The organism is Flavitalea antarctica (assembly GCF_054461535.1).
Genome location: NZ_JBTLQG010000010.1, coordinates 109,111 through 128,579, shown reverse-complemented (window position 1 = coordinate 128,579; position 19,469 = coordinate 109,111). Strand labels below are relative to the sequence as shown.

Annotated in this window: 13 protein-coding genes; 12 read left to right on the top strand and 1 reads right to left on the bottom strand. The window is 44.9% G+C overall.

Features of this window, described 5'->3' with window-relative positions; all coding sequences use genetic code 11:
• Positions 1 to 52 precede the first annotated feature (52 nt).
• From ACX0G7_RS12105 to ACX0G7_RS12050, 12 genes are all read left to right on the top strand, one after another.
• A complete protein-coding gene (locus tag ACX0G7_RS12105; protein WP_458923735.1) occupies positions 53 to 3,106 on the top strand; it encodes a SusC/RagA family TonB-linked outer membrane protein in 3,054 nt (1,017 codons plus the stop codon).
• A gap of 53 nt (positions 3,107 to 3,159) precedes the next feature.
• Positions 3,160 to 4,512, top strand: a complete 1,353-nt coding sequence (locus tag ACX0G7_RS12100; protein ID WP_458923734.1) for a RagB/SusD family nutrient uptake outer membrane protein — start codon at positions 3,160 to 3,162, stop codon at positions 4,510 to 4,512.
• Between the two features lie 62 nt (positions 4,513 to 4,574).
• Positions 4,575 to 5,927: a DoxX family protein gene (locus tag ACX0G7_RS12095; protein WP_458923733.1), complete on the top strand. Its 1,353-nt coding sequence runs from the start codon at positions 4,575 to 4,577 to the stop codon at positions 5,925 to 5,927.
• 21 nt (positions 5,928 to 5,948) lie between these two features.
• A complete protein-coding gene (locus tag ACX0G7_RS12090; protein WP_458923732.1) occupies positions 5,949 to 7,709 on the top strand; it encodes a hypothetical protein in 1,761 nt (586 codons plus the stop codon).
• A complete protein-coding gene (locus tag ACX0G7_RS12085) occupies positions 7,706 to 8,389 on the top strand; it encodes a c-type cytochrome (RefSeq protein ID WP_458923731.1) in 684 nt (227 codons plus the stop codon). The genes ACX0G7_RS12090 and ACX0G7_RS12085 overlap by 4 nt, the downstream gene beginning before the upstream one ends.
• A 61-nt stretch (positions 8,390 to 8,450) precedes the next feature.
• Positions 8,451 to 9,707 (top strand): sulfite dehydrogenase, encoded by a 1,257-nt coding sequence (soxC, locus tag ACX0G7_RS12080; RefSeq protein ID WP_458923730.1) that lies wholly within the window; start codon positions 8,451 to 8,453, stop codon positions 9,705 to 9,707.
• A gap of 5 nt (positions 9,708 to 9,712) precedes the next feature.
• Positions 9,713 to 11,140 carry a phytoene desaturase family protein gene (locus ACX0G7_RS12075; RefSeq protein WP_458923729.1) on the top strand — a complete coding sequence of 476 codons (1,428 nt, stop codon included), beginning with the start codon at positions 9,713 to 9,715 and terminating at the stop codon, positions 11,138 to 11,140.
• Positions 11,141 to 11,163: 23 nt separating this feature from the next.
• Entirely contained in the window at positions 11,164 to 12,423 is a 1,260-nt protein-coding gene (locus ACX0G7_RS12070; protein ID WP_458923728.1) for a YeiH family protein, read from the top strand.
• A gap of 75 nt (positions 12,424 to 12,498) precedes the next feature.
• Positions 12,499 to 13,101, top strand: a complete 603-nt coding sequence (locus ACX0G7_RS12065) for a TetR/AcrR family transcriptional regulator (protein ID WP_458923727.1) — start codon at positions 12,499 to 12,501, stop codon at positions 13,099 to 13,101.
• A 124-nt stretch (positions 13,102 to 13,225) separates the two neighbouring features.
• Positions 13,226 to 14,641, top strand: coding sequence for a TolC family protein (locus ACX0G7_RS12060; RefSeq protein WP_458923726.1), 1,416 nt, complete (start codon positions 13,226 to 13,228; stop codon positions 14,639 to 14,641).
• Between the two features lie 13 nt (positions 14,642 to 14,654).
• Entirely contained in the window at positions 14,655 to 15,731 is a 1,077-nt protein-coding gene (locus ACX0G7_RS12055; protein ID WP_458923725.1) for an efflux RND transporter periplasmic adaptor subunit, read from the top strand.
• Positions 15,732 to 15,763: 32 nt separating this feature from the next.
• Positions 15,764 to 18,934: an efflux RND transporter permease subunit gene (locus ACX0G7_RS12050; RefSeq protein WP_458923724.1), complete on the top strand. Its 3,171-nt coding sequence runs from the start codon at positions 15,764 to 15,766 to the stop codon at positions 18,932 to 18,934.
• A gap of 184 nt (positions 18,935 to 19,118) precedes the next feature.
• Here the strand turns inward: ACX0G7_RS12050 and ACX0G7_RS12045 are convergent, their stop codons facing one another.
• The gene (locus tag ACX0G7_RS12045) at positions 19,119 to 19,439 is read right to left on the bottom strand and encodes a hypothetical protein (protein WP_458923723.1); all 321 of its coding nucleotides are present in this window, start codon (positions 19,437 to 19,439) and stop codon (positions 19,119 to 19,121) included.
• Between the last annotated feature and the right edge of the window lie 30 nt (positions 19,440 to 19,469).

The following is a 19,469-nucleotide window of genomic DNA, read 5'->3' as shown; positions in this document are numbered from 1 at the left end:
TTATTAAAAACGATGGCAGTTTACTGACTGCTTAAGATCAACCAACCAACTAATGAAAAAATTATTTTCGGCCGGAATAGTGATGTTGTTATCCTGGCTTACTGCTTTTAACCAGGAAAGTCATCAGCAAAACATTGGCTTCTCCGGTATAGTGATAGAAGAAAAGACCAGGACTAATTTACAGGGCGCTACAGTACATATCGAAGGAACAACTCATGAGGTTTTAACCGACAAAAAAGGTGGCTTTAGTTTTTTGACCGGGCAAAGATTTCCCATTACCATCAAGGTTAGCTTTGTTGGTTATCAGACCCGGACATATGTTGTAACCGATGCAGGGCCTGTTACTGTTACATTGAAAGAATCCATTTCACAACTAAATGATGTTGTAGTTGTTGGATACGGCACCCAAAGCCGTAAAAACCTGATTGGTTCTGTCTCTAAAGTTAATGTTGCTGAAACAAAGAACATTGTGGCAGGAAGTTTTGATGCGCAGCTACAGGGAAAAGTGCCCGGGGTGCAAATCTCCAGCAATACCGGCATACCTGGCGAAAGCGTAAACGTTCGGGTTCGTGGTGCAACTTCCATAAATGCTGATAATGATCCTTTATACGTTATCGACGGGGTATTCATAAACAGCAATAGCCTTCAAACGATTAATAGTGGGGGAAAAGCTACGTCTCCGATAGCTGACATCAATCCTTCAGATATCGAAAGCATTGAAATTCTCAAAGACGCTGAAGCAACGGCATTATACGGTTCACGCGGAGCCAACGGAGTTGTTATTGTAACTACAAAAAGGGGTAACTATAATCAACGGGCGAAAGTTGTATTTAATGTGTTACTCGGTGCGGCAAAAGCTCCTGAGCTCTGGGAGCTTACTACCGGTCAGCAACATGCGGAGTTGACAAATGAGTGGTGGATCAATACGGGGAAGGATAACCCTTCATTAAACAGAACTGAAGCGAACAGACCCTTCAGACCAGTATCCCAGGGTGGTCGTGGGCTGCCGGAGGAACAAAAAACATACGATCGCCTGAATGAACTTTTCAGAACAGGCAAATTACAAAGTTATGATCTCTCGCTCTCCGGCGGTACTGAATCAACCAAATATTATATCAGTGGAAATTACAGTAAACAGGAAGCTATCATCAAGCCTGTTTATTTCGAAAGAGCAGGATTTAAAGTAAATCTTGATCAGAAAATAAGTGAACGGGTACATATAGGGACCAGTAATACAATTACCAGGACATACCGGAACCAGGGCCGTGCCGGAGATGGTCCGCAGGGTGGTCTTTTACAGGCAGCATTGCATACACCAACAAACCTTTCGCCATACAATGACCAGGGAGTACTTGTTGGCAGGGCCGGGTTTGATAACCTTACTTTACTTATAGATAACTATGATGTTAACTCAGGTAGCCTTCGTTATATAGGTAATATCTATCTGGAAGCGGCATTAACTCCGGATCTGAAGTTCCGGTCAAGCTTTGGTGTAGATTATAACAACTATGATGAATCGGAGTATTGGAACACTAATCTATTGCTTGGTGCACCGCCAACAACGGGTGCTGCCGGTGGATATGCAACTTCGAGTGTCCGACAGTTTACCAGCTGGCTAAATGAACAGACATTAACATACCGGAAGAAATTCGGTGAGCACAGAATTGGTGTGCTGGTTGGAAACACTTTACAAAGTGACGTCCTTAGCCGGACCTATGCCGAGGGTCGTGGTTTTGCAAACAATTCATTTAAGAAAATCATTTCCGCTTCGACTGTTAGCGGATCTGAAAACTGGACGAAGGCAACACTTGCTTCATTTTTTGGCAGGATTGACTACAATTTCAAAGAAAGATATCTTATTGATTTTAGTTTAAGAGCGGACGCATCGTCAAGGTTCGGAGCCGACAACAAATGGGGATATTTTCCTGCTGTTGGTGCGGCCTGGAGAATTAAGGAAGAATCTTTCCTGGAAGATGTAACATTCATTCATGACCTTAAGCTTCGCGCGAGCTATGGCATAACCGGGAATCAGACCGGTATTGGTGACTTTGCTGCGCTGGGCTTATGGACCGGTAATGCGCCTTATGAAGGGAGCCCCGGTACAGCGCCGCAACAGCTTTCGAATCCTGGTCTGAAATGGGAAAAGACGAAACAATTTAACATAGGCCTGGATCTTTCATTTTTTGGGGGAAGGTTGACCTTTGATGCTAACTATTACGATAAATATACTACCGATGGGTTACTGCAACTTGCCCTTGCAGGTACATCAGGTTTCAGCAACTACTGGAGTAATGCAGCGGAGATCAGTAACAAAGGTTTCGAGCTTGGTATCAACTCCACTAATATCAAAAATAAAATCTTTACCTGGACCACAAATCTTAACCTCGGTCGTAACGTGAATAATATTGAAAAACTCGAAACGCCACTGCCTTATGGAAGCAGAAATCTCATATTACAAAAACAGGGCTCACCTCTTTATTCATTTTGGGTTTACAACCAGTTATATGTTGATCCGCAGACCGGAAATGCGGTTTACGAAGATGTAAACAAAGACGGTAAGACCACGGAAGCAGACAGGCAACTAATTGGAAGTATCTGGCCCAAATTATTTGGAGGACTTACAAATACCTTAAGTTATAAAGGTTTTGATGCAAATATCTTCTTCTCATTCCAGTACGGTAATAAGACATATAATCATAACCGCTTCTTTGGGGAAGGTGGTGGATCACGGGATGCCGCCCGGGTAATATTTGCGAGCAATCTTGCGCGCTGGCAGAAGCCGGGTGATATAACCGATGTTCCCAGGACCGATGGAGTTAATGTTAACAATTACCTGGATGGAAGCGGCAGGTTCGTGGAAGACGGGGGCTTCGTGAGACTTCGTGCACTGACCATCGGTTATACCTTTCCAGGATCAGCATTGGCGGCAGCCCGGATTCAGTCTCTTCGGTTGTATGTGTCCGGTAGTAACCTTTGGCTGTTTACAAAATATACAGGTCTTGATCCGGAATCAAGTGCGAGCAGCGATCCCAATCAACAGGGTATAGATCTTGGAACTCCACCGCAGCCAAGAGCGGGGCAGGTTGGACTTACAGTCACATTCTAAAACATAAGGGCGGAATTTTTATTCAACACCACACAATTTCAATACTTAACAAAATGAAACTATTTAACTATATCATAGCCTTTGTCCTTGTCTCAGGCTCACTTTCCTGCAAAAAATTCCTGGATGTAACACCGCAGGAATCTGTTTCCGACCAACAGACGATTTTTGATAAGGCCTCAGCGGAAACCGCCTTGCGTGGAGTTTACAGCTCGGTAGCCAGCGAGGGATATTATGGGAGCAATTACCAGATGATTGGTTATTTGTCCGGAGACAACATTCAATGGACCGGTTCACAATCACAGATACAGGAATTTATCAACCACAATGTAAAGTCTGAAAATCCTACCGTCAATGGAGCTTGGGTTGCCATTTACCGGACGATTAACAGGGTTAACCAGGTTTTAGATAAAGTGCCATTAGTTGAGGACGCACTGTTGACTGATTCAATCAGAAACAAGATCCTTGGGGAGGCATACTTTTTAAGGGGCCTGGCATATTTTGATCTTGCACGGGCATGGGGCGGCGTACCATTGATATTGACTTCCACATCGGATCCAAATGACAATGTCGGAACAGGCAGATCTTCGCTTGATGAGACATATGCACAAGTGCTATCGGACCTCGAGCGGGCAGAAGCTTTGTTACCTGCAAGAACAAGTCGTTTCACAGTTACAAAAAAAACGGTGTATGCGCTTAAGGCAAGGTATTACCTGTATCGTTCTGATCCGGTAAAGGCTGAAGAATTCGCGACCAGGTTAATTACGGACGCTTCCAGCCATTCATTGGTTAAACCATTCCGCGCATTTTTTGCGACAGAGACAAACCAGGTTGTGAGGGGAACAGCTGAGTCTGTTTTTGAGATTTTTTACAACGGCACCACGGAAACAAATGGCCACGGTTCCTCGTGGCTGGCTCAAACGAGCGGAGGTACAAGGCAGTGGGCACCGAACGACATATTCGTTGGTCTTATAAACGATCCCCTGAAAGGTGGGAACCGTAATGTAACCGTTGCGAAAGACAACCAGAACCGCTGGTTCGGTAATTTTTACAGAACGGTAAATGCTGCTCCTTCATATGTTATAAGGACCGCCGAACTATATCTTATCAGGGCTGAAGCCCGCGCCCGGCAGGATAAACTTTTATTGGCAAGAGCCGATCTGAATGCTGTTCGTGAACGGGCCGGCTTAACTGCAAGCATCTCCGATACCAAAGACGCTTTGTTGCTGGACATAGAAAATGAACGTCGTCTCGAATTTGCTTTCGAGCCTCACCGTTGGTTTGATCTGGTAAGAACAGGCCGTGCCGCCGCGGTACTTAATGTCACAGACAATAACAGGCTATTAATGCCGATACCTGCCCAGCAACGAATACTTGATGATAACCTGGCGCAAAATCCTGGTTACTAGGATTAGCAGTAAAAGTGATGGAATATCGCCCGCCATATTTAATCTTTTAAATAAGAAAGCTTATGTCATTATCGTTCCAAAAATCTGATACGAGTCAATGGCCCGGCACCTTGTTGTTTTTGTTCCGTGCTGTGTTTGTTTATTTTCTGATTCAGATTATTCCCATCGACCCCGGGTATTATCGACAACTAAACCATGGACAATTTGATGGTCTGCACTACGGGGATATTTTTAACCTGGCACATTATTACCCGGCCTGGTTTTCAAATGCACCTTCCTTCACCGATTGGATCTACTACCTGATATTCGCGTTGGTAACCGCAGGCATCTGGACCTTTGCTGACAAGGGTCGGACAAAGGAATACAACAACCTATACTATTGGTTCCGCGTGATCCTGCGATACCGGCTGGCGATGGCGATCATAGCTTATGGCTTTATTAAGTTTTACCCACTACAGGCGCCGTTGCCGTCAATCAGCAATCTTAATACAAACTATGGAGACTTTACCCGCTGGAAATTGTTCGGCCTTAGCCTTGGTATAGTTCCATCCTATCAATCCTTCCTCGGAGGTGTTGAAATCGTTCTGGGATTACTTTTACTTTTCAGAAAGACAGCATCATTATCTGCTTTCATCATCATTGTATTTACCGGCAATGTTTTTATGTCCAACCTTGCCTACGAGGGTGGGGAAGCAGTGTACAGCCTTTTCCTTGTAAGCCTTGCGATAACAATTCTGGTGTATGATCTTCAGAGGTTAAACAGCCTGTTGATCCTTCAAAAACCTACAGCACCAAATTTGTATAATCCGCCATTTTTCAGCGGCTGGAAACGATATGGAAGACCCGGTCTTAAAACATTATTTATTCTTGTTTTTGTTGTGTTATATGGATTCAAAACCGGGACCGGCTATAAAACCGACCAATTCCAGTATCCCGCCCAGGATGGCATACCAGGGCTTACGGGAATTTATAACGTACAGGAGTTCGTAATTAACAATGATACACTTCCGTACTCGAAATCAGATCCTGTCAGATGGTCGGATCTTGTGTTTGAAAAGTGGAATACGATCAGTATAAGATCGAACAGGCCGGTGATCATTGATTCTGGTAATGTCGATAGAATATCAGGAATCGATGCAGATCGTACTTACGAGTTTCAAGGCACTGGTGGAAGACATTATTATAGCTATACTGTTGACTCAACAAAAAATACGCTGACACTACAAAACCGTAATTCACATTACAGGGATGAGAAGATTATCCTGACATACCAAAAGATAAACGATTCTATCGTCTCACTGTCAGGTGCAAACGAGAATAACATCCCTGTTTATGCCTTGCTGCATAAACAGGATCAGAAATACCTGTTGGAAGAAGTCGCACGCCGTGGCCGCAGGAAAAGCTTCAAACTTTAATTCAAACCTCAACTTAATAGTATGTCCCCAGCTGAAACATTACTCCAACAAACTCAACCAAGGGCTGCATCCGCTCCTTTCCGGAAGACAGTTAAGGTCGAAACCATCAACGGAGCTGAATGGAAAAATTATGAAAGGGTTTTGTTCCGGATGGCATTTATTTTTTTCGTCGCGATTTGTATCCCGAACAGTGCAGAGTGGTATAAGATTGTTGCCAATATCGATTGGACAAGTCTGCATTATCGCGATCTCTATGACATAGCGCGCTTCGGTTCCGGGATCAATATTTTTGGCAATACGATTTTCGGCAATCCTTTGCTGGGCTACGCCAACTGGATCATCACTTTTGTAGTAGCTGTGCTGGGCGGCCTGGTGTGGACAGCTGTCGTGAAGGTCCGGAAGTCTGAACGAAAGGAATATCGTGAGCTTTATTACTGGCTCCGTGTGATTGTAAGATACAGGGCGGGGATAGGAATTATAGGGTTCGGCTTTACAAAAGTGTTACCGGTGCAGATGCCGTATCCCTCACTGGGCTTACTAAATACCGACTTTGGTGATTTTACAGCACAAAAAATTTATTGGCTTTCGATAGGTATTGTACCGTGGTACCAGGTATTTGCCGGCATCGTGGAACTTACTGCAGGTACTTTATTGTTATTCCGCCGGACAACTACACTTGGGGCGATATTGTTATTTGGGGCACTTGGTGATATTGTCTATGTTAATTTCGCCTATGATGGCGGAGTGCATGTTTACAGCAGCTATTTTGTATTACTGGCTGCGTTTCTATTAGTGAATGACCTTCCGAAAATATATAACCTGTTTATTCTTGAACGCTATACTGTCCCTGTTCATTACTATCCTTCATTCAAAAAAAGATGGCAACAAATTACCAGAGCAGGATTGAAAACACTGATCATTGTTGTTTTTCTTGGGCTGTTTTTTTGGCTGCAGCTCATCAATTTCTGGTATGACCCATACAAACAACCCTCCGTTGCCGGGGTAAGGAATCTGCGTGGTAACTATAACGTGACTGAATTCCGTTTGAATAACCAGTTGATACCATATTCACCGCTGGATACCATCCGTTGGCAGGAAGCAACTTTTGAGAACTGGACCAGTTTAACCTTCCGGGTTAACAAACCCACGCAACTAGACCTGTCAAATGGTGGCGGCGATCCCCAGCGCGACATCAACAGGACTTTTGAAATATCGGGTGTGGGCGGCGGACAAAGAGTGTTTCATTACTACGCTGATGAGAAAAACAAGGTCTTATACCTGCAGGATAAATTTAAACCCGTTCCGGATGTTCGCAACAGGGCGGCTGGTGCAGGCGGAGATGGCGGGACGGAAAAGAACCTCGCCGGTTTGAATGCCGGCATTGCGCAGAACGCGGAGGCTGATGCAAAGAACCCAAAAGCTGCTGCAAAGAACGCAGAGGCTGCTGTAAAGAACGCAGAAACTCATGCGAAGAACGCGGAGACTGCTGTAAAGAACAAGGCAGCTATAAGCTGGATACCCGAAGAAGCGCTGAAAAACATAGGGGATGAAGTTTATAAGATTGATGAGCGTGCAATGTCAACACGCAGGAAAAGAGAATTTGCGGAAAAACCAAAAAATGAACATCGAAAAAAAATGATCCTGAATTATAGGACGACTGATGGAAATAGGGTCATACTTGACGGAATAGACGAAAATAATGATTCTATACATGTCGTACTTGACAGGATTCATCGTGATTACAAGCTGAGTGAAAGCAGTCTTAAAGCCGGAAAATATTGAGAAGATTATTAACAAGGCTCCCGGAGTTTAGTCCGTACCCTGTTTTTGTTTTGATTATTGTTACCTGCCTGTTCATTGGAAGTTGTGTCAATCACCAATCAGGAACCGATAACGAAAACTTTGTTGATCAGGTTACGATACCCGCTATTGATACTTCGGCATGGTCAAAAAATGATGTTATCAAATGGGCTGGAAATGATCCGTCCAAATGGCCGGCAGCTTTCAGCATAGGCACACCTGTCAGTAAATCAGCCATAGATAGCATTGACATCGATGTAATGCCTGATGGGCGCGGGTTACCCGCTGGCAAAGGCCATGCATCGCAAGGCAGGAAAATTTATTTACTTAAGTGTGCGGCCTGCCATGGCAATAGTGGAAGGGAAGGCCCCGACAATAGGCTGGTGAGCCTGAAAGACGACACAACGAAAGAGAAAACAATTGGTAACTACTGGCCATACGCCACAACTGTGTTTGATTATATCCGGAGGGCCATGCCATTAAACTCGCCAGGTTCGCTAACTGATGCAGAAGTGTATCATCTTACGACTTACCTTCTTTCTGCAAACAAGATCATTGATTCAACAACAATCCTCACAGCAGATAATCTTTCAAAAATTAAAATGCCGGCACATAAACTTTTTATTAATGATAACCGTAAAGGCGGTCACGAAATTAAATAAAGTGCTTACGGGTGTAAGTGGTTTGAAAAAAAGCAAATCAAATCAAAAGTGGAATTGAAACATGAGTGTGAATCAAACAAATCGTCTTGATCAGGCCGGTGACAAAACAGGTCAGCAAATAAAGCGAAGAGCTTTTTTAGCTGCCGGTGCGGCTGCTACGGCTATCGCTTTATTTAAAGTATCCCCCGGGCAATCGGTTCCTGTCCAGGTGCCGGTTGAGAATGATCCAACAAAGATTCCGGGAAAGCCTCCTTCCCTGGTAGGCACAAGATCCCGGTTCGAAGTACTTTCAAAAAAACCAAGGGATGGATCCTCAAGGTCCCCGTTGCAGGATTTTCATGGGATCATCACACCTTCTGATCTGCATTTTGAAAGGCATCATGCAGGTGTCCCATTCATCGATCCTGCCGGTTATGAATTGGTTGTACACGGTATGGTTAATAAGCCTTTGAAATTTACCCTGGCAGAGTTGAAAAGATTTCCATCTGTATCAAGGATCGCGTTTATAGAATGTTCTGGAAATTTCCGTACCGGCAAAGAAAAGATGACGGCCCAGGAGATTTGCGGATTAACCAGTCAAAGTGAGTGGACGGGTGTTATGTTATCTACCATTTTCAGGGAGGTTGGTGTGAAATCCGGTGCTACCTGGTTCCTTGCAGAAGGCTCTGATGCTGCGGTTATGACCCGCAGCATACCGGTGAGCAAAGGCTGGAATGACGCTATGATCGCATATGCGCAGAATGGTGAAGCAATCCGTCCGGAGCAAGGTTACCCGGCAAGATTGTTCCTGCCGGGATGGGAGGGTAATACGCAGGTCAAATGGATCCGCCGTATAGAATTATCTGATCAGCCATTTATGACCAGGGAAGAAACTGCTAAATACACTGAACAAGTCAGAGATAGAGTGCGCCAGTTTAGTTTTGATATGGATGCACGATCAATTATTACCTTTCCCTCTTATCCGAATAATGTTGAAAAGGGATGGATCGAGATCAGGGGCCTGGCCTGGAGCGGCCGGGGCAAGGTCCATGCAGTGGAAGTAACCACCGATGCAGGTAAAACCTGGATGCCTGCCAGGCTACAGGATCCCGTGCTCGATAAAGCTCATACCTGTTTCAGGCACTTATTCAAATGGAACGGTGGCGAAACAGAAATAGCCAGCCGGGCAATCGATGATACCGGTTATGTACAACCGACTTTAACACAGCTTGTAAATGCACGCGGGAAAGATATGGGTGGTTATCATCTTAATCCCATTACTTCATGGCGTATAAAAAGTGATGGCTCGGTTTTATTCAAACCTGAGACCTGGAGATAAGCGATATGTCAAAGACCGATTATGATGCGATAGTGGTTGGCTCTGGTCCTAATGGTCTTGCTGCAGCAATTGTATTACAGCGGGCTGGACTGTCCGTCCTTATACTGGAGGCAAAGAACACTATTGGGGGTGGACTCCGTACAGCCGAGTTAACATTGCCGGGATTCCGACATGATATTTGTTCTGCAATTCATCCCATGGCAGCAAACTCTCCTTTCTTCAGGTCTTTGCCCCTAGAACAATTTGGTTTGAAATTTATCTATCCCGGCATAGCTGCTGCTCACCCCCTGGATGACGGAACTGCTGCTGTTCTCAAACATTCATTGCAGGAAACATCAGACTTGTTGGATGTAGATAAACCGGCGTATAGAAGTCTTGTAGCACCTATTGTGAATGACTGGCCAAAGATCGAAGATGATGTTTTGGCACCTTTTCATTTTCCGGGACATCCTATAAGGATGGCAGCATTTGGATTAAAAGCGATTCAACCAGCTACTTTGCTTGCGAAAAGGTTTAAGACGGAAAAGGCCAGGTCGTTGTTTGCCGGCATGGCCGCGCACTCGATCCTCCCACTGGACCAGGTTGCTACCTCTGCCATCGGGCTTGTGATGCTGGCCTCTGCTCATATTAAAGGTTGGCCGATTCCGGCCGGGGGTTCCCAATCTCTTGCTGATGCGCTTGCGGCACATTTCTTAAGCCTCGGCGGAAAGATTGAAATGAATGTCTATGTAAAATCACTGGAGCAATTACCTTCTTCCAGGGCCATTCTTTTTGATGTTTCTCCTAAACAACTATTGACTATTGCGGGTCATAAATTCAACGAACAATATACCAGGCAATTGTCCCGATACAAATATGGTATGGGCGTCTTCAAAATTGATTGGGCATTGAGTTCCCCGGTACCATTTACAAATGCAGCATGTCGTGATGCAGGCACCTTACATCTTGGTGGATCATACAATGAAATAGTTGCTTCCGAACAGTCCGCATGGTCAGGGAAGGAATCTGAAAATCCTTTTGTGTTGCTCGCTCAGCAAAGTCTTTTTGATAGTACAAGAGCCCCGGCAGGCAAACACACGGCCTGGGCTTATTGCCATGTTCCAAACGGATCGCTCAAAGACATGACGACTATTATTGAGAAGCAGGTTGAAAGATTTGCGCCTGGATTCAGGGATACTATCCTCGGCAGGCACACCTACAATACGGCTCAACTGCAGGAACACAATCCAAACTACATCGGTGGAGATATTAATGGCGGTGAATTTAATATCAAACAATTATTTACCAGGCCCGCTTTAAGAATATCTCCCTATAAAACATCTGCGGCCGGAATCTACATTTGTTCCGCATCAACACCGCCGGGTGGCGGGGTACACGGTATGTGTGGTTATCATGCCGCGAATAAAGTATTGAAGGATTTAAAGCTGAAATAAATTTTAGAAGATAAAAACTGATAATGGTACAATTAGAAAAGAGATTTGGTATTCACGAAGACTGGGCGGTTGTAATAGCCGGATTCCTGGTGATATTCCTCGCGCTGGCAGGAGTTCAGGCCCCGGTGCCACAATATAACTGGAGCAACCCTGATGACCTGTTTTCAAAAGTGTTTAGTACGGGCAATATTAAACTGATCGCCTGGCAGTTTTTATTAGTTCTATCCATCTCGATGGTACTCGTAATTCTGACGGGTAAGCCCGTCCGGTCTTTCCTGGTAATTCTTCCGGTCTTATACCTCCTGGCTATTGTCGCACTTGTGGTAGCTGGCAATAAATCTATAAAGTCTTTTAACCTCGAGGCTGTTATCTTCAGCTTGTTATTTGGGCTCGTCATTGGAAATCTCGTCAGGATACCGGCCTGGTTCAGGGAAAGCCTCAATGGTGAATTGTTTGTGAAAATCGGCCTCGTGTTGCTGGGAACGTCAGTCATCTTTTCTGACGTTTTAAAAGCCGGCTCACTTGGCCTCGTTCAGGCGTTGGTAGTCGTATTATCTGTATGGTATTTTGCGTTCTGGGTTTGTAAAAAGCTAAAGGTCGACGATGAGATGTCCATGATGTTATCCAGTGCCGTGTCGATCTGTGGGGTTTCTGCAGCTATCGCTACTTCCGGAGCAATCCGGGGAGACTCAAAGAAGTTATCTTATGTTATATCGCTTGTCCTTATCACCGCAATTCCTATGATGATCTTTATGCCGGTGATTGCTAACGCCCTTGGCCTGTCACAGATGGTTACCGGTGCCTGGCTGGGTGGCAGCATCGACACCACCGGTGCAGTGGTAGCGTCCGGCTCGCTGGTAGGTGAAACAGCCCTTAAGATCAGCACTATCGTAAAGTTCTCTCAAAACGTTTTATTAGGTCTTGCAGCATTCGCAATTTCGTTATACTGGACCTATACGCGTAAAACGGTAAACGGGCTGGCTGCGGAAAAGCCGACATTGAGAGTGATATGGGAGCGATTTCCGAAATTTGTGCTTGGTTTCATTGGGGCTTCGCTTTTATTTTCATTCATACTGAGTGCCGGAAAGGTGTCAGCCGTAAAGGACAGCCTGAAAGCTATACAGGGATTCTGGTTTGTACTCGCATTTGTCAGCATAGGCCTGGAAACCAACATAAAGGACCTTTTCAAACACCAAACCAGGAAGCCACTTTATGCATTTTTGACCGCCCAGTTATTCAATATCCTGGTCACACTACTGGTTGCCTGGCTTTTATTTAGTTAAAAACCCATAAAAAAATCTAAAATAAATATGCCATTCCAAATTGTTTGATACCTTTGTTTAACAATTTTGTCAAACATGGCAGTTAAGGATAGCAAAACGGAGCAGCAGATCAAGGACGCAGCGAAACGATTGTTTTTTGCCGAGGGAAAGTTTAATGCTACTACACAGGAAATCGCAGACGCAGCAGGCGTTAACCGAACCCTGGTGAATTATTACTTCAGGTCAAGGGATATCCTTTTTTCATTGATACTGAAGGATGCGCGGGCTGCAATGGACAAAAGAATGGAAACGTTCCTGGCAAAAGCTACCAACCTGAGGTCGAAGTTATCCCATGTGATAGACGTTTATATGGAACAGGCTTTGGAATATCCCTACATTGAAACCTATATGATCACCAGGATGCATGAAAACCTGGAGGCGGCTGCAGAAGGGTTTACAAAAAGCAATCATGCAGCACGGATAAAATTGTTGATGCTGGAAATAGAATCGGAAATGGAAAAAGGAAATATAAAACAGATGTCACCGCAACAGTTCTTCATCAATTTTATTGCCCTGATGTCTGGCCCGGTTACCTTCAGCACTATGTATAAGAAAATACTGAATGTTTCAGACAAACAATACAAACTTCTTATACAAGACAGGAAGGAGATCATATTAACGATGCTATTTAGCAAGTAACAATCGACTTGTTAACAGGGGCCGGAAACACCGGCAATTTTTTTGACATCAATTTGACATAAATGTTAAACATAAGTATTAAATAATAATGTCGATTACAAACTATTACAAATAATACATGAACATGAACAGGTTTCCGGTTTTCTCCCACTTAAACAAGAACAAAGGCAGCAGGCGGTATAGCCTGGCCCCGGGCACACGCTTTCTTACCCTGGTTTGCTTGCTGGCACTCAGCATCAGGAGCAACGCCCAGTTAGCCGAACTGAAGCTGAAAGACGCGATTCAATATGCCCTGAAAGCAAATCAAACTGTTCGCAAGGCGAAGTTAGATGTCGAGAACAGCAAGTACCAGGTAGATGAAGTACGTGCCAGCGCATTGCCTCAGATAAACGGCAACGGTTCGCTGACTTACAACCCGATTCTGCAATTAACAGCGCTGCCGGGTGAACTGGCGGGCCAGCCCGGACAGCCATTACTGGTAGCTTTCGGACAGAAATGGAACTCATCAGCGGGTCTGTCACTTAACCAGAGTTTGTTTGACCAGGCATTATTCACGGGTCTTAAAGCTGCAAAAACGACGGAAGAGTTTTACCAGTTGAACGCCCAGCTAACGGAAGAGCAAATTATTGAGATGGTCGCTAATACCTACTACCAATTGCAGGTTCAAAAGCAAAAAATACAGGTATTGGATAGTAACTATAAAAGTAATTCGCGGGTGAGGGATGTATTGCGCGGCCAGTACGAAAATGGCCTTGCAAAGAAAATAGACCTGGACCGGGTTGATGTCGGCCTCAGTAATATCGAAGCTCAAAGGCAACAATTGAGAAATGGGATAACGCAGGCCGAGAACCAACTTAAATTCCTGATGGGTATGCCGATCCGGACAAAGATCGAAGTGCCGGAAGCTACGCTAAGCAACATCAAACCGGAGATTATTTCACAATCAGAGTTTCTCCAGGTGGAAGACAGAACGGAAATGCAGTTGCTGAGAAAACAGTCTCAGCTTCTCAACTATCAGAAAAAAGCGACTAAGGCAGAAGGATATCCTACACTTGGGCTCACCAGCAACTATGCCTACCAGGGACTAGGGAATAATTTTCCTGTAGGCAAAGGAGCCAGCCAGGGGGTTAACTGGTTTGACTACGCCAACATAGGTCTTACCCTGCGCGTGCCGATTTTCAAAGGCGGCGCCACAAAGGCAAGGATCAGGCAGGCGGATGTAAGCATCAGGAAACTGGATGAAGACATTGCAAATAAAAGCCTGTCCCTTGATCTTGAGTTTGAAAATGCAAAGTCGCAATTGAACAGCAGCATCATCATTCTTAATAACCAGGACGCAAACGCGAGGCTGGCCCAGGGGGTTTTTGCAAACACGCAGAATAACTATAACAATGGTCTCGCAACGCTTACCGACCTGATTGATGCCGAATCTTCGCTCCGGCAGGCTCAGAATAATTATTCAACCGCTTTGCTTGATTATAAGATAGCAGAGATACAACTCCTGAAATCAAAAGGCAACCTAAAATCTTTATTAAACTAATAACCCCAAAACAATGACAAAAAGATCAGTGACAAGGCTTATAATAACAGTTGTAGTACTCGCAGGTACTTTCATGCTGATTTCCGCCGTACTCACCAATAACAAAAAGAAGAACGAAGCAAAAACTGCGATAGTAGCACAAGGATACGACGGTGTTGCCGTAAGGTTGAACAAAGTTGCGGCAGATTCTCTTTCAACGGGTATGTCTGCCAACGGTCACTTCGAGGCGAAAAATCAAATTGATTTATCATCCAAAACTTCTGGTCGTATTACGCGTATACTGGTTGATGAAGGATCCATTGTTAAAAAGGGACAAGTTATCGCTATCATTGAAGCTGATGATTTGTCGGTTGAAGTAAACAGTGCTGAAGTAAATTACCAGAATGCATTGAAAGATAAGCAGCGTTACGAAAATGCATTCGCTACCGGCGGTGTTACACGGCAACAGCTGGACCAGGCTATTCTTGCGTTGAACAATGCAAAGGCAAGATTGTCTACTTCAAAGATCCGGATCAGCGATGCAAACATTAGGTCGTCCATAAGTGGCGTGGTCAATAAGAAGTATATCGAGCCGGGTGCTATAGTGGCGCCAGGTACCAAACTATTTGAATTGGTCGATGTATCAGAGATCGTATTACGCGTAAGCATAACCGAAGCCCAGGTCGCGGCTCTGAAAACAGGTGACAGGGTCAATGTGCGGGCAAGTGCCTTCCCGGACCAGGAATTTACCGGCCATGTGAGCTTCATAGCTGCAAAAGCTGACGAGGCACTCAACTTCCCCATAGAGGTTGCACTTAAGTCCACTCCCGGCAATATGATCAAGGCCGGAATGTACGGTACTGCTGTGTTTAATTTCACCGGCGCCAAGCCCGTCATCCAGGTTCCAAGGACTGCATTTGTAGGTAGTGTAAGTTCCAACCAGGTTTATACAATGACACCCGATAGCACCGCAGCTTTAAGAACAGTGGTTGCAGGACGAGTTATCGGAGACAGGGTGGAAGTGCTTGAAGGATTGAAGGAAAATGAGATGGTAATCGTATCCGGCCAGGTTAACCTGTCGGAAGGCGCAAAAGTTAACGTGATCAATTAACCACTGTCGCCCAAAAGTAAAAAGAACTAATAATGAAAATCGCTGAAATATCAATAAAACGGCCCACCCTCGTAATCGTCTTGTTTACGATTTTAACCCTGGGTGGCATATTAAGTTATACCTCCTTGAACTATGAGTTGTTACCCAAGTTCGCGCCGGCTGTGGTTTCTGTTGTGACCGTATACCCGGGTGCATCACCTGGTGAAGTTGAGAATACGGTATCAAGGAAAATCGAAGATGCAGTATCATCAATGGAGAATATCAAAAAGCTTGAATCAAAATCTTTTGAGAGTCTCTCCACCATCACGATAACATTGAACAGTGGGGCCGATGTTGATCTTGCATTGAACGACGCCCAAAGGAAAGTGAATGCCATTCTTGGTGATCTTCCGGAAGATGTTGACCCGCCCTCTTTGAACAAATTTTCCCTTGATGATTTGCCCATCATTACCATCTCATCCTCTGCAAAAATGGATGAAGCTGCTTTTTTCGACCTGATGGACAAGCGGATTTCATCAGTGTTGTCAAGGGTGCCGGGTGTTGCGCAGGTTAACCTCGTCGGTGGACAGGAAAGAGAGATCCAGGTAAACATCAATTCAGCAAAACTCGAGGGCTTTGGTTTATCACTGGCGCAGGTTCAGAACAAGATACTTGCTTCTAATCTCGACTTCCCGACTGGTAGTGTGCAGACCAGAGAGCAGGATATATTGGTAAGACTCGCGGGAAAATATCAGTCAGTAGACGAGTTGAGAAACCTGGTTATCGTTTCCGCTGCCGGTCGTGAGATCCGTCTCAAAGACGTTGCCGAAGTACAGGATGCTCAAAAAGATGTCGAAAAAATCGCCCGGGTTAACCAGCAAAGTTCCATAGCCTTGCGTGTTACCAAACAGTCTGATGCAAATGCAGTGGCTGTGAGTAAAGGTATACGGGCAAGTGTCGAAAAACTAGAAAAAGATTATGCAGTCAACGGTTTGTCACTTGAAATTGTAAGCGACAGTTCCACTTACACCCTTGCATCTGCCAACGCCGTCATTTTTGATCTTGTACTCGCAATCATACTGGTGGCGATAGTGATGTTGTTCTTTTTACATAGTGTGCGTAATGCTGCCATTGTGATGGTTGCCATCCCCGCTTCGCTCATTGCTACATTTATTGGCATGAGCCTTTTGGGATATTCGTTAAACCTTATGTCACTGCTGGCTCTATCGCTGGTGGTAGGTATCCTTGTGGATGATGCTATCGTTGTGTTGGAAAACATCTACCGTCACATGGAGATGGGAAAAAACCGCGTGAGGGCTGCTTATGATGCAACCAAGGAAATCGGCTTCACTGTTACCGCTATTACCCTTGTTATAGTGGTTGTATTTATTCCTATCGCGCTCAGCTCTGGTTTGGCAGCGGATATCCTGAAAGAATTTTGTGTAACTGTTGCTATGGCTACGTTATTATCATTGCTTTCATCGTTTACCATAGTGCCATGGTTGTCTTCCCGCTTTGGCAAACTTGAGCAGATTTCCAATAAGTCATTTTTTGGTCGCATACTGCTCGGATTCGAAAAGGGTTTACATGCGTTTACCCTTTGGATAACCAATGTGCTGAAATGGTGTCTTGGTCATAAGAAAGTTACCGTAGGTCTTGTTGTGAGTTTATTAGTTGCTTCCTTTTACCTAGTCGGTGCGGGATACATTGGTGCTGAATTTTTTGCTAAAAGTGACCGGGGCGAATTCCTGGTACAGATTGAAATGCCCAAAGATGCTTCGATCGAACAGACCAACCAGATGACACAGCGGGCCGAGCAATATCTTCGGAATAAAAAAGAAATCACCAGGCAGATCGCCACGGTTGGCCAGTCGAGCGATGGAAACGCTGCAACCCAATCCACTGCCTATAAAGCGGAGATAGCTGTGCAGCTCGTCCCTAAAAAGGAGAGAACGGATGACTCCTATATCTATGCGGCAAAAATAAAAAAGGAGCTGGCCCCGATCCTTGTTGGTGCAAAAATCAAAACAGTTCCGGTGAGTATCCTGGGAACACCTGAGCAGGCCCCGATTGCATTGGTTGTGACTGGTCCCCAACTGGACTCAGTGATGGTTTTCGCAAAGTCAGCTATGAATGAACTAAAAAAGATAAAGGGTTCGAGTGAAGTAAAGTTATCTGTTGAAGCTGGCAACCCGGAGATTAATGTCCAGGTTGACCGGGATAAGATGGCTTCACTCGGTCTCAATTTATCAACCGTTGGGAGTACCATGCAGACAGCTTTCAGCGGGAACACTGATGGCAAGTTCAGACAGGGTGAATATGAATACGATATCAATGTGAGGTATGACGCCTTCAACAGGCAACAGATCAATGATGTCAGCAACCTGCTTTTCATCAATGAGCAGGGACAGCAGGTAAGGCTGTCACAATTTGCAACGATAACCGAAAGTTCTGGCCCCAGCCAGCTGGAAAGAAGAGATAAGAGTACATCCGTTACGGTGCAGTCGCAGGTAGTGGGCAGACCATCAGGTACATTGGCGGCAGAATGGCAAAAGCAATTGGATAACCTGGCTAAGCCAACCGGTGTAGGGTATGTGTGGAGTGGTGACATGGAAAATCAAAGTGAAGGTTTTGGATCAATGGGAGTCGCCCTGCTGGCAGCGATAGTGCTGGTCTATCTCATTATGGTGGGTCTTTACGACAGCTTCATTTATCCGTTGGTGGTGTTATTTTCTATCCCGATGGCCATCATAGGTGCGTTCCTGGCTTTGGCACTTACCAATAATTCTTTAAACATATTTACGATCCTGGGTTTGATCATGCTGATCGGTCTCGTAGCCAAAAATGCGATCATCCTTGTTGACTTTACCAATCAACGTAAGGCGGAAGGGGCCAGCACTTACCAGGCGCTGATAGATGCTAACCATGCGCGGTTAAGGCCAATATTGATGACGACAATTGCTATGGTGATAGGGATGTTACCGATTGCATTAGCCAGCGGCGCCGGTGCGGAATGGAAAAACGGCCTCGCCTGGGTTATCATCGGTGGACTGCTATCATCGCTCTTCCTGACGCTTATAATTGTGCCGGTAATCTATGCAATCTTCGATAAGCTGATTGCCCGTTTCAGCCGCAAAATGGAAGGAAAAATTGAAGACCTGATGATACAGCCTTATGAACATCACGAAATAAAGGAAACGGAGTGGAGTGCTTCGCATATCTGATTGTTAGCTTGATCTACATCCCTGATTATAAGCTAATGCAAAAAAAAACGACGGAATTACGTCGTTTTTTTTTGCACTTTTGATTTTGGCGTTGAGTTGATTTTTATCTGTTGAATGTGTTCCGGATGTTTACTTTCTGTATCGTTTTAGCTCATTTTTGTCGCTGCACCTGGAAAGGTCAACGCTACGCATGCAGGGCGCTTTCCAACATGATAGCTACAAGTGACAGGAAGGATATGGTTACCCCACTGACGAATAAGACCAATGTTTTCTTATAATAGGCTTCATATTTATCGGCGGGATAATCTAGTCTTAATATCCGGAACAACACAATTGCATACAATGGTATTGGAATCGTAACACTTGCCGCAACGAAGTACTCCGCCAGTCTGTCGCTCGCAAATGCTTTGGACACCCAGGCACCGGATACATTCAACAGAAAGCCTAATAGTATTCCGGTTGCTGTGACAAGTGGTTGTCTGATCGATTTTAAGGGATCTTTCATCATTAAGAATTAAGCGTGTATAATGTTCGT

Bases quoted from the DNA above. Each gene is read 5' to 3' on its own strand.
- ACX0G7_RS12105 (WP_458923735.1), top strand. From the start codon at position 53: ATGAAAAAATTATTTTCGGCCGGAATAGTGATGTTGTTATCCTGGCTT.
- ACX0G7_RS12100 (WP_458923734.1), top strand. From the start codon at position 3,160: ATGAAACTATTTAACTATATCATAGCCTTTGTCCTTGTCTCAGGCTCA.
- ACX0G7_RS12095 (WP_458923733.1), top strand. From the start codon at position 4,575: ATGTCATTATCGTTCCAAAAATCTGATACGAGTCAATGGCCCGGCACC.
- ACX0G7_RS12090 (WP_458923732.1), top strand. From the start codon at position 5,949: ATGTCCCCAGCTGAAACATTACTCCAACAAACTCAACCAAGGGCTGCA.
- soxC (WP_458923730.1), top strand. From the start codon at position 8,451: ATGAGTGTGAATCAAACAAATCGTCTTGATCAGGCCGGTGACAAAACA.
- ACX0G7_RS12075 (WP_458923729.1), top strand. From the start codon at position 9,713: ATGTCAAAGACCGATTATGATGCGATAGTGGTTGGCTCTGGTCCTAAT.
- ACX0G7_RS12070 (WP_458923728.1), top strand. From the start codon at position 11,164: ATGGTACAATTAGAAAAGAGATTTGGTATTCACGAAGACTGGGCGGTT.
- ACX0G7_RS12065 (WP_458923727.1), top strand. From the start codon at position 12,499: ATGGCAGTTAAGGATAGCAAAACGGAGCAGCAGATCAAGGACGCAGCG.
- ACX0G7_RS12060 (WP_458923726.1), top strand. From the start codon at position 13,226: ATGAACAGGTTTCCGGTTTTCTCCCACTTAAACAAGAACAAAGGCAGC.
- ACX0G7_RS12055 (WP_458923725.1), top strand. From the start codon at position 14,655: ATGACAAAAAGATCAGTGACAAGGCTTATAATAACAGTTGTAGTACTC.
- ACX0G7_RS12050 (WP_458923724.1), top strand. From the start codon at position 15,764: ATGAAAATCGCTGAAATATCAATAAAACGGCCCACCCTCGTAATCGTC.
- ACX0G7_RS12045 (WP_458923723.1), bottom strand. From the start codon at position 19,439: ATGAAAGATCCCTTAAAATCGATCAGACAACCACTTGTCACAGCAACC.